This window comes from Pseudomonas sputi, from assembly GCF_021603585.1.
GTDB lineage: Bacteria > Pseudomonadota > Gammaproteobacteria > Pseudomonadales > Pseudomonadaceae > Aquipseudomonas > Aquipseudomonas sputi.
Genome location: NZ_BQHI01000010.1, coordinates 53,877 through 68,164 on the forward strand (window position 1 = coordinate 53,877; position 14,288 = coordinate 68,164).

The 14,288-nt window shown below is 61.6% G+C and carries 12 protein-coding genes and 1 riboswitch; of the genes, 9 read left to right on the forward strand and 3 right to left on the reverse strand.

Translation table 11 applies throughout. The features are described 5' to 3' along the window. Positions 1-21: 21 nt before the first annotated feature. The 3 genes from L6D81_RS15975 to L6D81_RS15985 all read right to left on the reverse strand — a co-directional run bounded on the left by L6D81_RS15975 (position 22) and on the right by L6D81_RS15985 (position 2,322). Positions 22-1,221 (reverse strand): glycosyltransferase family 4 protein, encoded by a 1,200-nt coding sequence (locus L6D81_RS15975; protein WP_236180888.1) that lies wholly within the window; start codon positions 1,219-1,221, stop codon positions 22-24. A 203-nt stretch (positions 1,222-1,424) separates the two neighbouring features. After that, positions 1,425-1,826, reverse strand: a complete 402-nt coding sequence (locus L6D81_RS15980) for a hypothetical protein (RefSeq protein WP_236180890.1) — start codon at positions 1,824-1,826, stop codon at positions 1,425-1,427. Positions 1,827-2,004: 178 nt separating this feature from the next. Further along, entirely contained in the window at positions 2,005-2,322 is a 318-nt protein-coding gene (locus L6D81_RS15985; protein WP_236180892.1) for a hypothetical protein, read from the reverse strand. A 232-nt stretch (positions 2,323-2,554) separates the two neighbouring features. Continuing rightward, positions 2,555-2,655: riboswitch (guanidine-I (ykkC/yxkD leader) on the forward strand. A 63-nt stretch (positions 2,656-2,718) separates the two neighbouring features. Between L6D81_RS15985 and L6D81_RS15990 the strand changes: the two genes are divergently transcribed. From L6D81_RS15990 to L6D81_RS16030, 9 genes are all read left to right on the forward strand, one after another. Beyond that, a complete protein-coding gene (locus L6D81_RS15990) occupies positions 2,719-3,786 on the forward strand; it encodes a putative urea ABC transporter substrate-binding protein (protein ID WP_236180894.1) in 1,068 nt (355 codons plus the stop codon). Between the two features lie 18 nt (positions 3,787-3,804). Further along, a complete protein-coding gene (locus L6D81_RS15995; RefSeq protein ID WP_236180896.1) occupies positions 3,805-4,620 on the forward strand; it encodes an ABC transporter permease in 816 nt (271 codons plus the stop codon). Further along, positions 4,617-5,405 (forward strand): ABC transporter ATP-binding protein, encoded by a 789-nt coding sequence (locus L6D81_RS16000; protein WP_236180898.1) that lies wholly within the window; start codon positions 4,617-4,619, stop codon positions 5,403-5,405. Before L6D81_RS15995 ends, L6D81_RS16000 begins: the two co-directional genes overlap by 4 nt. 13 nt (positions 5,406-5,418) lie before the next feature. After that, positions 5,419-6,144, forward strand: a complete 726-nt coding sequence (locus L6D81_RS16005; protein ID WP_236180899.1) for an urea amidolyase associated protein UAAP1 — start codon at positions 5,419-5,421, stop codon at positions 6,142-6,144. Between the two features lie 11 nt (positions 6,145-6,155). Beyond that, positions 6,156-6,797: an urea amidolyase associated protein UAAP2 gene (locus L6D81_RS16010; RefSeq protein WP_236180902.1), complete on the forward strand. Its 642-nt coding sequence runs from the start codon at positions 6,156-6,158 to the stop codon at positions 6,795-6,797. Positions 6,798-6,972: 175 nt separating this feature from the next. Further along, positions 6,973-10,587 (forward strand): urea carboxylase, encoded by a 3,615-nt coding sequence (uca, locus tag L6D81_RS16015; RefSeq protein WP_236180904.1) that lies wholly within the window; start codon positions 6,973-6,975, stop codon positions 10,585-10,587. Between the two features lie 24 nt (positions 10,588-10,611). Then, positions 10,612-12,384, forward strand: a complete 1,773-nt coding sequence (atzF, locus tag L6D81_RS16020; protein WP_236180906.1) for an allophanate hydrolase — start codon at positions 10,612-10,614, stop codon at positions 12,382-12,384. A gap of 168 nt (positions 12,385-12,552) precedes the next feature. Next, positions 12,553-14,040: a sensor domain-containing diguanylate cyclase gene (locus L6D81_RS16025; protein WP_236180913.1), complete on the forward strand. Its 1,488-nt coding sequence runs from the start codon at positions 12,553-12,555 to the stop codon at positions 14,038-14,040. Continuing rightward, a complete protein-coding gene (locus L6D81_RS16030; protein ID WP_236180914.1) occupies positions 14,033-14,263 on the forward strand; it encodes a cysteine-rich CWC family protein in 231 nt (76 codons plus the stop codon). Before L6D81_RS16025 ends, L6D81_RS16030 begins: the two co-directional genes overlap by 8 nt. Positions 14,264-14,288 lie beyond the last annotated feature (25 nt).

Genomic DNA, 14,288 nt, shown 5'->3' on the forward strand with positions numbered 1-14,288 from the left:
AATCACATCACTCTAAACAACTCACCTCATCAACTCCTTAAACACTTCAAAGTAACCGCTTACTCCTTTAACCACATCGAATTCGCTTGCCTTCAACCTCGCCGCATCCTTCATAGACTCAAAACTACCGAAAGACGTTAAAACCCTGCACACTGCCGTGGCGATTTCTTCAGCGTCAAAAAAATCAACAAGTATCCCGCTGATTCCATCTTCGATAACTTCCTGCACGGGAGCGGTATTTGAACCTATGACAACACAGCCAGATGCCATGGCTTCCAACAGAGACCAAGACAAAACAAACGGATATGTCAAATACACGTGAGCCTTTGAAAGACTCAGAACCGACCTGTATGTTTGACAAGGCAACTTCCCAACAAAGTGAACATTGGAAATATCAACATCCACCTCCGCGACCATCTTGCTTCGCCAGTTCGGGTATCCAATGGGCATCCGCCCATAACTGACATTGTCCCCACCCACTACAATGACCTGCGCGCTCGGGCACTTTTCCTGAATATAGGGAATGGATCTCATAAAACTATGAAAGCCTCGGTAAGGTTCGAGGTTTCTGGCGACATAAGTCACAATAGGCTGACCTGCTCTTATCACGCGCCCACTCGGCAGCGTTACAGACTCGACCTTTTCTGATTCGGCAAATTGAACAATGCCTTCGTGAATGACACGAATTTTAGACTGATATGTTTTAGGAAAAAGACCGCGCTGCCATTGTGTAGGTGCAATCCCGGCATCACACTGTTCAACATTCAGGAGATGCATCGAGTTCAAGACTCTAAGCCTTGAAGTCGCGTCCATCGCACTGGAAAATTCAGGATCAAAACCAGAGTCGGCCCCGTGCGCTCGGTAATAGTACTCACAGAAATGAACCAGAGGTACATCGGGATACACATCTTTGACGAATAGCGATTCACCCCACCCAGGATGAGCGAGAACTACGTCAGGCCGAAAGCCTGCCTGACTGATCCTCTTCAATATTCGTTGAACTTGTTGCCCGTCCGAAACAGCCTCTTCGTATCTGTACAAATAGTTATGAACGCCATTAATCATCTTCCTTGAGGGTCGATATCGAAATAACTTTACCCCGGCAATACCTGGCGCTGTATCGCGTCCAATTGCAATGACGCCAAGACGCCTGCGCAATGCTTCCAACGCCACATGACGAAACTGACCGGGAAAATTCTGATGAATGATAAGAAGATTCATATCTGAGCAATAACCCGCGCTTATACACCTCCATGAAATTGAAGTTTTTCAACGTCAACATGTGCATACAAACGCTAACAAATGGTCAGAAATAAAACTGTAGGAGGGTTCCGAGAACCTCCTAGGAGATGGTGCAATTCACACCAACATAAAAAACAGGCACAAAAAAAGCGGCGCTCAATGCGCCGCTTTTTTGCGGGGGGTTACCAGCGGTTGCCGTGTCGGTTGTAGTCGCCACGTCCACTGTGACGGTCGTAGTGGCCACGACCCCGGCGGTCATCCCAGCCACCGCGACGATGGTCATCCCAGCGTCCGCGATCATGACCGTGCCAGCGACGGTTCTCGTGATAGCGCGGGGCCGGTTGGTAGTAACGAGGCGCCGAGTAGTAGCGTGGAGCCGGTTGGTAATAGCGCGGTGCTGGCTGGTAGTAGCGCGGCGCCGAATAATACGTGCTGCCGCCGGTGTAATAAGTGCCACCGCTGTAATACGAAGGTGCCTGCGATGTGTAGACCTCTGAGCTGTAGTAGCCATCTCCGTAGGAATAAGGGACGCATCCGCCAAGGGAAAAAAGCATCACGGTAAACAGAAGAATTCGGCGATACATGGCGGCCTCCTGGACCGCGGGTAGCCACACCAGCGACGCTGGCAGGCGTCAGTCTTTCATTCGGCGACTGACGAAATATCTGACAGCGATTTCGGCATCCGGTGCGTTTCTGCAACAACTTGAAACAAGTGATTCATGAAACCTTGTTCATGCAAAAACGCCGTCATTCAGCCGCTGATTAATGGTGCCGGCCATGGTATCCGCCGCCGTGATAACCCCGTCCGTAACCACCGCGATAGCCATGGCCGCCGTAGTAATAGCGGGCGCCACCGTAGTAACGCGGACCGTAATAACCACCGTAGTAATAGGGCGAGTAATAGCCGGGATAGTAATAGGGCGTGGGGTAAACATCGTAGTAGCCGCCGGCGTAGTAGTAACAACCGGACAGCCCTAGACCGAACACCGCAGCGAACAGTGCTCGACGCAGCATTTTCTTGAGCAGCATGGCGGCCTCCTGAAAGACCTGTGACAGCAGTCGGCACAGACCGGCTGACACCAGATTTGACTGGCGGACCGGCAACGAGTGCCCAACCCTTACGGGCATCGGATCAGCGGCAGCGGACGCTGCATGACGGTGCAACCGCGCACCAACACAAAGCGCCCACAGGCGTTCGCCGTCCGCCGCAACGTCACGAAAGCCCGTAGCAGAGCGTCCGACCCGACTTGGCACGCCTCTCGCTTTAACAAACCCGTGCAGGAGTCATCACAGGTTCGCGGCACCACAATTTGCAATGGCTGACTAGGGTTCCGGCTCGCATCTGCGAGTGGCTGGTCCGAGAGTTGGCGACCTCCAGTTGAGGTTACACGGCGGGACAAAAGCCCGGGAGACAAGCCACCGTTCGCGGTGCCGCGTTGCCTTCCTGTCCGCCCTCGATCAACTGGAGAAGCCACCATGTCCCGACCACGTTTGCCCGCCCTGCTCGCCGCCGCGTTCGCCGCGCTCATCAGCACTCAATCCCCCGCCGCGCAGAAAGACCATTTCAGTGTCTGCTGGACGATCTACGCCGGCTGGATGCCATGGGAATACGCCGGCAGCCAGGGCATCGTCGACAAATGGGCGAAGAAGTACGGGATCAAGATTGATGTCGTGCAACTCAACGATTACGTCGAGTCGATCAACCAATACACCGCCGGCCAGTTCGACGGCTGCACCATGACCAACATGGATGCCCTCACCATTCCGGCCGCCGGCGGCGTCGACAGCACTGCGCTGATCGTCAGCGATTTCTCCAACGGCAACGACGGCATCGTCCTCAAGGGCGAAGGCAAGAAAGTCGCCGACCTCAAGGGCATGGACGTCAATCTGGTCGAGCTGTCGGTTTCCCATTACCTGTTGGCCCGCGCACTGGACTCGGTGGATCTCACCGAGAAAGACCTGAAAGTGGTCAACACCTCTGATGCCGACATCTCCGCCGCCTTCAACACCGAGCAGGTCAACGCCGTCACCACCTGGAACCCGATGCTTTCGGACATCAAGGCCAAACCCGGTGTGACCGAAGTCTTCAATTCCAGCCAGATCCCCGGCGAAATCATGGACATGATGGTGGTCAACAGCGCCACCCTCAAAGACAACCCGGCCCTGGGCAAGGCGCTGACCGGTGCCTGGTTCGAAGTGGTCGAGTTGATGAACGCGAAAAACGCGGCGAGCAAAGCCGCGCTGGAGCACATGGCCAAAGCCTCGGGCACCGATCTGGCCGGATTCCAGGCGCAACTGGACACCACCAGACTGTTCGCCACACCGAAAGAAGCCCTGGCGTTCGCCACCAGTAAACAACTGCCGGAAACCATGCGCCGGGTCGCCGAGTTCTCGTTCCAGCACGGTTTGCTCGGCGAAGGCGCGAAAGACACCAGCGCGGTCGGCATGGCGTTCGCCAACGGCGTGACCAGCGGCGACACCGGCAATCTCAAGCTGCGTTTCGATCCGACCTACGTGCAGATGGCTGCCGACGCCAAGCTGTAAGCCACGGAGGATTTGGCCATGCGCCTGATCAATCGCCACCCGGATCGTCCGAGTCGCCTGTTGCTGGTGATCCTGCCGTTCGCTCTGGTGCTGTTCGCCTATTTCATGGGCTCGGCCGAGCGTCTGGCGGACAATCCCAACGACAAACTGCTGCCCAGCGCGGTGCAGATGACCGACGCGGTGAAACGCCTGGCCTTCAACGCCGACCGCCGCACCGGTGAATACCTGTTATGGCAGGACACCGCGTCGAGCCTGCAACGCCTGGCTGTCGGTCTCGGTATCGCCGCACTGGCCGGGTTGTGCCTGGGCATGGCCGCCGGCACCCTGCCGCTGTTCGGCGCACCGTTGTCGCCGATACTGACGGTGCTGTCGATGGTGCCGCCGCTGGCGATCCTGCCGATCCTGTTCATTGTTTTCGGCCTCGGCGAGTTGTCGAAGGTGATGCTGATCGTGATCGGCATCACCCCGGCCCTCGCCCGAGATCTGGAACAGCGCGCGCGGGACATTCCGGTCGAACTGCTGATCAAGGCGCAGACCCTCGGCGCCTCGACCTGGACCCTGATGCTGCGTGTGGTGCTGCCGCAACTGTTGCCGCGCCTGCTGATTTCACTGCGGCTGATGCTCGGCTCGGCGTGGCTGTTCCTGATTGCCGCCGAAGCCATCGCGTCCACCGACGGTCTGGGCTACCGGATTTTCCTCGTGCGCCGCTACCTGGCGATGGACGTGATCCTGCCGTACGTGGTCTGGATCACCCTGCTCGCCTGGCTGATGGATTGGGGCCTCAAATACCTGACCCGTCGGGCATTCCCCTGGTATGAGGGGGCCGCCAAATGAGCTTCATCACGGTGAAAAACGTCTGGCAGCAATACGCCGACCAAGTGGTACTCGAAGGCTTGAACCTAAACGTCAATGAGGGCGAGTTCTGCACGCTGGTCGGCGCCTCGGGTTGCGGCAAGTCGACCTTCCTGCGCCTGCTGCTGGGTCAGGAAACCGCCAGTCGCGGCGAAATTCTGCTCGACGGCCAGCCACTGGCCCGCGAACCGGATGCCAGCCGTGGCGTGGTGTTCCAGCGTTACTCGGTATTCCCGCACCTGAGCGTGCTGGACAACGTTGCGATCGGCCTGGAGCTGCCGCGTGCGCCACTGCTCGGGCGTCTGTTCGGCAGCGCCAAACGGGACGCCCGCGAACAGGCCTCGGCGCTGCTGCACAAAGTCGGCCTCGGCCATGCGCTGGACAAGTACCCCGCGCAACTGTCCGGCGGCATGCAACAGCGGCTGGCGATCGCCCAGGCGCTGATCATGAAACCGCGGGTGTTGCTGCTGGACGAACCGTTCGGCGCGCTCGATCCGGGCATCCGCAAGGACATGCACGCCCTGCTGCTGGAGCTGTGGCGCGAGACGCAACTGACCGTGTTCATGGTCACCCACGACCTGTCCGAAGGTTTCAGCCTCGGCACCCGTTTGCTGGTGTTCGACAAGGTGCGCCTCGATCCGCACGCCCCCGGCGCCTATGGCGCCCGCATCACCTATGACATCCCTTTGAACAGCGACCGCCGCGCCCAACGCGCCGCCGTCGACGCCCTGCCCGCCGCGCTGGCCGGCACGCTTCGCATTGCCTGAGAGGACTGCTCCCATGACTGATTCGACCCAACTGTTTCCCCCCTTCGCCGAAGAAACCCTGCCCGGCGGCGGCCACCGCTCCTTCGTCCTGAAACGCGGCCAGTTGCTGCGCCTGACCGACCTGCGTGGCGGCGCCAACGTCAGCCTGACCCTGCTCAACGCCAACGAGAAAACCGAGCGCCTGAACCTGCCCGACAGCCTCAAATGCCAACACACCGCCAAGCTGACTGTTGGTCACTGCCTGTACTCGGACATGGGCCGCGTGCTGGCGGCGATCACTGCCGACACCTGTGGCTGGAGCGACAGCCTGGGCGGCGTGCTGTGCGCCGAGGAGGTCGCAGAAAAATACGGCCGGGGTCGCTATCAGGAACTGCGCAACGGCTTCTTTCGCAATGGCACCGACAACCTGCTGGTGGAACTGGGCAAGTGGGGGCTGGGCCTGTCCGACCTGCTGATGACCCTCAACCTGTTCAGCCGGGTCAACGTCGACGACGACGGACGCTTGCACTTCGTCGAGGGCCATTCGCAGGCCGGTGACTACATCGAACTGTATGCACCGATGGACACCCTGGTCGTGCTCACCGCCCTGCAACATCCGCTGGATCCGTCGCCGCAATACGCGCCCAAACCGCTGAAGCTGAGCTGGATGAACGCCGACGCCAGCGTCGCCGAACACTGCCGTACCTCGCGCCCGGAGAATGAGCGCGGCTTTATCAACACCGACCGTTTGTTCGCCTGAGGATCATCGCCATGTCAGTTGCTGTCGCCACTTCGCAAAAACAACCCGACGCGGCGGTGTACCGCGCCACCATTCCCGCCGGCGAACCCTGGCTGATGGAGGTCAAGGCCGGCCAGACCCTGCGCATTCTCGACCTTGAGGGCAACCAGGCGGTCGATACGCTGTTCTACAGCCTCGCCAACCCCCGTGAGCGCTACGACGTGCAACGCACATTGCGCCGACAAAACAACGTCTACCTGAGCACCGGCAGCGTGCTGTATTCCAATCTCGGCAAACCGATGTTGACCATCATCGCCGACACCTGTGGCCGCCACGACACCCTCGGCGGCGCCTGCGCGCAAGAGAGCAACACCGTGCGCTACGCCCTGGAAAAACGCTACATGCACAGCTGCCGCGACAACTACCTGCGTGCCTGCGCCCATGACGGTCGGCTGGGCAAAGGTGACATCGGGCCGAACATCAATTTCTTCATGAACGTGCCCGTGACCGCCGACGGCGGCCTGACCTTCGAGGACGGCATTTCCGCACCGGGCAAGTACGTCGACCTGCGCGCCGAGATGGACGTGATCGTGTTGATCTCCAACTGCCCGCAACTGAACAACCCGTGCAACGCCTACAACCCGACACCGGCGGAGCTATTGGTATGGAACTGACATTCGTCCGTCTGCGTCGTTGGTTGTTTGCCCTGTGCCAGGCGCGCTCAGGCCAGTGCCTGAAAAAGTGAAGTGATTTTGCCGTCGGGGACGACCCTGGCGCCTGAACAAAAACGGCGGGACGGCCCGCCTCCCAGTCGAGCCCGCACCCTGCGCGGACTCCGGGGGTTTCTCCATGTTCGAAAAAGTCCTGATTGCCAACCGTGGCGCGATTGCCTGCCGCATTCTGCGCACCTTGCGTGAACTGCACGTCGAAGGCGTCGCGGTGTACTCCGAAGCCGACGCCGCCAGCCTGCACATCCTGCAAGCGGACGAAGCCCACAGCCTCGGCGACGGCGCAGCAGCCGGCACCTATCTGGCCGTGGACAAGATTCTCGCCATCGCCAAAGCCACTGGCGCCACCGCGATCCATCCGGGCTACGGCTTTCTCTCGGAAAACGCGGCGTTCGCCGAAGCCTGCGCAAACCAAGGCATGACCTTCATCGGCCCGACCCCGGAGCAACTGCGGGTATTCGGCCTCAAGCACACCGCACGGGCCCTGGCCAAACAGCATGGCGTGCCGATGCTCGAAGGCACCGAACTGCTCGACAGCCTCGACGCCGCACTGATTGCCGGGGCACAGGTCGGTTATCCGGTGATGCTCAAAAGCACCGCCGGTGGTGGCGGCATCGGCATGCGCGTGTGCCGCAACGCCAGCGAATTGAGCGAATCGTTCGAAGCGGTAAAACGCCTGGGCCAGAACAATTTCAGCGACGCCGGGGTGTTCATCGAGAAATACATCGAACGTGCACGGCATCTGGAAGTGCAAGTATTCGGCGACGGCCACGGCGAAGTGATCGCCCTCGGCGTGCGCGACTGCTCGGTGCAGCGGCGCAATCAGAAAGTCCTCGAGGAAACCCCGGCGCCGAACCTGCCCGACGGCATGGCCGATGCGCTGTGCGCGGCGGCGATCAAACTGGCCAAAGCGGTGAATTACCGCAGCGCCGGCACCGTCGAATTCGTTTTCGACAGCGATGCGCAGCGCTTCTATTTTCTGGAAGTGAACACCCGGTTGCAGGTTGAGCACGGCGTCACCGAACAGGTGTGGGGCGTCGATCTGGTGCGCTGGATGGTCGAGTTGGCGGCCGGTGACTTGCCGCCGCTGGCCGAGTTGTTCGCAGGCCTGCAACCGCAGGGCCATGCGATTCAGGCGCGGCTGTATGCCGAGGATCCGGGCCGCGATTTCCAGCCCAGCCCAGGCTTGCTGACGGCGGTCGATTTCCCCGTCGCCGATGGCCGGCATCTGCGCATCGACACCTGGGTCGAGGCTGGCTGCGAGATCCCGCCCTACTTCGATCCGATGATCGCCAAAGTCATCACTTGGGCGTCAAGCCGCGAACAGGCCCGCGCCGATCTGCACCAGGCCCTCGGCAACAGCCTGCTGTACGGCGTGGAAACCAACCGCGATTACCTGCGGCAGATTCTGCTCGATACGCCGTTCGCCAGTGGCCAACCGTGGACCCGTTGCCTGGAAGGCCTGGTGTATCGCGCCAACACGTTTGAAGTGCTGAGCGCCGGCACCCAGACCAGCGTTCAGGACTACCCCGGTCGTCTCGGCTACTGGGCGGTCGGCGTGCCACCCTCGGGGCCGATGGACAGCCGCGCGTTGCGTCTGGGCAATCGCTTACTGAGCAATGACGAAGGCGCGGCGGCACTGGAAATCACCATGAACGGGCCGCTGCTGCGCTTCAATTGCGACGCGGTGGTGGCGGTGACCGGGGCACCGTTGACGCTGACACTCGACGGCGAAGCCGTGCCGATGAACACCGCGCTGTTGATTGAAGAAGGCAGCCAGTTACATCTCGGCGGTTTGCTCGACGCTGGCGCCCGCAGCTACCTGTGCCTGCGGGGCGGCTTGCAGGTGCCGGACTATCTGGGCAGCAAAAGCACCTTCACCCTCGGTCAGTTCGGCGGTCATGGCGGGCGGGCTCTACGCGCCGGGGACGTGTTGCACCTGGCCCCACTGAGCGACCGCAGCGCCGGTCAGACTCTGGCGTCGCATCACGTCAGCGAACTGCCCGCCGTGCGCCGGATCCGGGTGATCTACGGTCCCCACGGTGCGCCGGAATATTTCACTGAACACTACATCGACACTTTTTTCGCCACGCACTGGGAAGTGCATTTCAACTCCAGCCGTACCGGCGTGCGCCTGATCGGACCAAAGCCCGAATGGGTGCGCGCCGACGGCGGCGAGGCCGGGCTGCATCCGTCGAACATTCACGACAACCCCTACGCCATCGGTGCGGTGGACTTCACCGGCGACATGCCGGTGATCCTCGGCCCGGACGGCCCGAGCCTTGGCGGTTTCGTGTGCCCGGTGACGGTGATCGAGGCGGATCTCTGGCAGCTCGGGCAACTGAAGGCCGGGGACAAGGTGCAGTTTGAGCCGGTCGATCTCAAGACTGCCCGCGATCTCGCCCGGAAATGGGAGACCGGCGATGGGACCCGAGCAGACAGCGCATCGACTTCATCGCTGGCAAGCCAGCTCCCACCGGGTCTGGTTTCACCTGTGGTTCTGGAGTTGGGTCAGGGCGACAAGCGGCTGGTCGGGCGGCTGTCCGGCGATACCCATCTGCTGCTGGAAATCGGCGCGCCGGAACTGGACCTCGTCCTGCGCTTTCGCGCCCATGCCCTGATGCAGGCGCTGGAAAGCAAAAACCTGCACGGCGTGATCGACCTGACACCGGGCATTCGTTCGCTGCAGATCCACTACCAGCCCGAACAACTGCCGCTGGCCGATCTGCTCGGGATCGTCGCTGGTGAATGGGATGCGGTGTGCGCCGCCCAGGACTTGCAAGTGCCGTCGCGCATTGTTCATCTGCCGCTGTCCTGGGACGATCCGGCCTGCCAGTTGGCCATCGAGAAATACATGACCACCGTGCGCAAGGACGCACCGTGGTGCCCGAGCAACCTGGAGTTCATCCGCCGCATCAACGACCTGCCGAACCTCGACGAGGTGCAGCGCACGGTGTTCGACGCGAGTTATCTGGTGATGGGCCTCGGGGATGTGTATCTCGGCGCACCGGTCGCCACCCCGCTCGATCCGCGCCATCGGCTGGTGACCACCAAGTACAACCCGGCGCGCACCTGGACCGCCGAGAACTCGGTGGGCATCGGTGGCGCTTACCTGTGCGTCTACGGCATGGAAGGCCCCGGCGGTTACCAGTTTGTCGGGCGCACCTTGCAGATGTGGAACCGCTATCGCGAGGTCGCCGCGTTTGACGGCAAACCCTGGCTGCTGCGGTTTTTCGATCAGATCCGTTTCTACCCGGTCAGCGCCGACGAACTGCTGCGCATCCGCCGCGACTTTCCCCTCGGGCGGTTCGATCTGAACATCGAACACAGCCAGCTCAACCTCGGTGACTACCAGGCCTTTCTGCAACGCGAAGCCGAGAGCATCGACGCCTTCCGGACGCAGCAACAGGGCGCTTTCCAGGCCGAGCGCGAACGCTGGATTGCCAGCGGCCAGGCGCACTTCGACAGCGAAGAAGCCGTGCCGGACAGCAGCGAAGACACACCGCTGACCAGCGGCCAACAAAGCATCGACAGCCACATCGCCGGCAACCTCTGGCAGGTGCAGGTCGAGGTCGGCAGCCGCGTGGCGGCCGGTGATGTGCTGGTGATTCTGGAGTCGATGAAGATGGAAATCCCGGTGCTCGCACCCATGGCCGGGGTGGTGCAGGACATTCGCGTACAGCCGGGATCGGCGGTGCGTGCCGGACAACGGGTCGTGGTGCTGCAACTCGACTGAAACCATTTGCCAAAGGATCAACCCATGAATCTGCAACTCGATGCCCTGCGCCAGGCCTACCGCAATGGTGACACCACACCCCGGCAACTGCTGCTGGCGCTGCGGGACAAAGCGGCGGCGCTGAACCCGGACTATCACCTGTTCATTCACCTGCTCAGCGTCGAAGAACTGGAACCGTATCTGGCCGCCCTCGACGGTCGCGATCTCGACAGCCTGCCGTTGTATGGCGTGCCATTCGCGATCAAGGACAACATTGACCTCGCCGGCATTCCCACCACCGCCGCGTGCCCGGCGTTCGCCTATGTGCCTGAGCATTCGGCGACCATCGTCGAGCAACTGCTGGCGCTGGGGGCGGTTCCACTGGGCAAGACCAACCTCGACCAGTTCGCCACCGGCCTCAACGGCAGTCGTTCGCCTTACGGCGCCTGCCCGAACAGCGTATTGCCGGAATATCCATCGGGCGGTTCGAGTGCCGGTTCGTCGCTGGCCGTGGCGCTCGGTGTAGCCAGTTTCGCGTTGGGCACCGACACCGCCGGCTCCGGCCGGGTGCCGGCGGCGTTGAACAATCTGGTGGGGCTGAAGGCCAGCAAAGGGCTGATCTCCACCGCCGGCGTGCTGCCGGCCTGTCGCACGCTGGACTGCGTCACCACGTTCACCGCAACGGCCCGGGAAGCCAGCCAACTGCTGGCGCTCACCGCGCGCCTCGATCCACGGGACGAGTACAGCCGCTGCAATCCGTCTTGGAATGACGGTTCCGCGTTCGGCGTGCCACGGCCGTTCCGCTTCGGTGTACCGCGTGCGCAAGACCTGGCGTTTTTCGGCTGTGAGGAAGGCCCGCGGCTGTTCGGCGATGCCATCGACCGTCTGAAAGCTCTGGGCGGTGAAGCGGTCGAACTGGACCTGTCGCCGTTCCTCGAAGCGGCGCGGCTGCTCTATGAAGGGCCGTGGGTGGCCGAGCGCTACAGCGTGGCCGGCGAGTTGATGGAAAAAAATCCCGCAGCGGTGCTGCCGGTGATCCGCGCGGTGCTGGCCAAAGCACCGGCCGTCAGCGGCGTGCAGACGTTCCGCGCGCAATACCGCCTGCAAGCGCTGAAAGCCGTTTGCGATAAAGCACTGGAAGGACTCGACTGCGTACTCACACCCACCATCGGTCGTCCGGTGACGCTGGCGGAACTCGACGCGGAACCGGTGCTGCGCAATTCCGAACTGGGCTACTACACCAACTTCATGAACCTGCTCGATTACGCCGCCGTCGCCGTGCCCGCCGGCTTCATGGCCAACGGGCTGCCGTGGGGTGTGACGCTGTTCGGTCGGGCGTTCACCGACCAGTACTTGCTGGGTGTGGCCGATGCCTTGCAGCGCCAGCAGGATCCCGCGCTGCCGACGCCGGACAACCCGGCGCGCCATGACCGTGCACGGCTGGTGGTCTGCGGTGCGCACCTGGACGGTCTGGCACTGAACTGGCAACTGCGCCAGCGCGGCGCACGCCTGATCGAAGCCACCCACAGCTCGAAGGACTACAAACTCTATGCGCTGGCCGGCGGCCCGCCGTTGCGCCCGGGGATGCTGCGCGTGGCGGAGGGTGGCGTGGCGATTGCGGTGGAAGTCTGGGAGTTGCCGAGCAGCGAACTGGGCTCGTTCCTGACCGGCATCCCGGCGCCGCTGGGCCTGGGCAAGGTGCAGTTGGCGGATGGCCGATGGGAAAGCGGATTCATCTGCGAACCTTACGGCCTGGAAGGTGCAATCGATATCAGCCATTTGGGTGGGTGGCGAGCGTATCTGCAAACCAGAGGCTGATCCAAACACCGGCCCCCTCTCCTTCCGGGAGGGGGCTGGATGAGCAAGCCATTCTCCAGACACCCCTGCCCGGCTGATCCCCCCGCATTTCAGGCACAAATCCCGCAGTCTTTTCCCCGCCGTGCCACTAGAATGCTGCCCATCGGGTCACTGTCAACGGAATTGCCAATGCCGCTCAGATCTGCGTTTCACTCCCAACGTTCGCTGGTCCTGACCCTGGTCGCCCTGCTCGGCGCAGGTTTTCTCGCCACCTCGCTGCTCAGCTACTACGCCTCGCGCGCGTCGATCCGCGACAACATCGTCAACACCGAATTGCCGCTGACCTCCGACACGGTGTACTCGGAAATCCAGAAAGACCTTGTCAGACCGATCCTGATTTCCTCGATGATGTCGCGCGATACCTTCATGCGCGACTGGGTGGTGAACGGCGAAAAAGACAGCGACCAGATGACCCGCTACCTCGACGAGGTCATGACCCACTACGGCGCCTACACCGCGTTTTTCGTCTCCAACAGCACCCACACCTATTACCACGCCAAGGGCGTGCTCAAGCAGGTGAAAATCGACGAACCGCGCGACGCCTGGTACTTCCGCGTGCGCGACATGAAGGATCCGTACGAAATCAACGTCGACCCGGACCTGGCCAACAAAGACAACATGACCTTCTTCATCAACTACAAGGTCTACGACTACGACAATCGCTTCATCGGCGCCGCTGGCGTGGGGCTCACGGTAGACGCGGTGATCAAGCTGATCGACAAGTATCAACAGCGCTATCAACGCAGTGTGTACTTCGTCGACACCTTCGGCCGACTGGTACTGACCGGCGCCGAGGGTGGACCGGAAGGTGCCCAGGTCGGGAAAAGCCTGAACGACCTCGACAGCATGAAAAGCCTGGTCAGCCAATTGCCCAAACCCCATAGCGGCAGCTACGAATATTCCACCCACGGCCAGGGACATTTCCTCAACGTGCGGTTTATTCCGGAATTGAATTGGTACCTGTTCGTCGACAAACGCGAAGACGGCGCGCTGAGTGAAATCCGCCAGTCGCTGTACCTCAACCTGTTCATCTGTCTGCTGGTGACGCTGATCGTGCTGGCGCTGGTCAACCGCTTGATCCGCCGCTATCAGGAAAAGATCCACGCCCAGGCCACCCTCGACAGCCTCACCGAACTGCCCAACCGCCGTGGCTTCGACCTGCTGGCCGCGCAAGCTTTAACTGAGGCCCATCGCGAGCCGAAACCGCTGACGGCGCTGTTGCTGGATCTGGACCACTTCAAGGCCTTGAACGACACGTACGGGCACATGGCCGGCGATCAGGTGCTGATCGGTTTCGCCCGGGACCTGCAGAGTTGCCTGCGGCATTCCGACATCGTCTGCCGTTGGGGCGGTGAGGAATTTATCGTGCTGCTGAAGGACACCGACGGCGAGACCGGTCAGAAGATTGCCGAGAAGATCCGCCAGCACGTCGAACAGCATGAATATGCCTACAACGGTCACACCCTGAATCTGACCGTCAGCATCGGCGCCACCACCCTGCAACCGGATGACACCTTGCACAGTCTGCTGTCCCGGGCCGATCATGCGATGTACCGGGCCAAACAGACCGGCCGTAACCGCACCTGCATGGAAATGCCTCACTCGACCTATGCCTGACGCCAAGAACACACCTGACCTCTGCCCGGCCTGCGGCGCCCGCAACGACTGCACCCTGGCCGACCCGCGCACCGCCGACCGCGCCTGCTGGTGCTACGGCGTATCGATTGACCCGGCAGTGCTCGAAGCCCTGCCGACGGAACTGCGCGACAAGTCCTGCCTGTGCCCGCGCTGCGCCCAGGTCGAAGCGCAACTGCAAGCGGCCAGGCCGTCGATCCCGTAAGATGCGCGCCCCGCTTCCTGCCGAT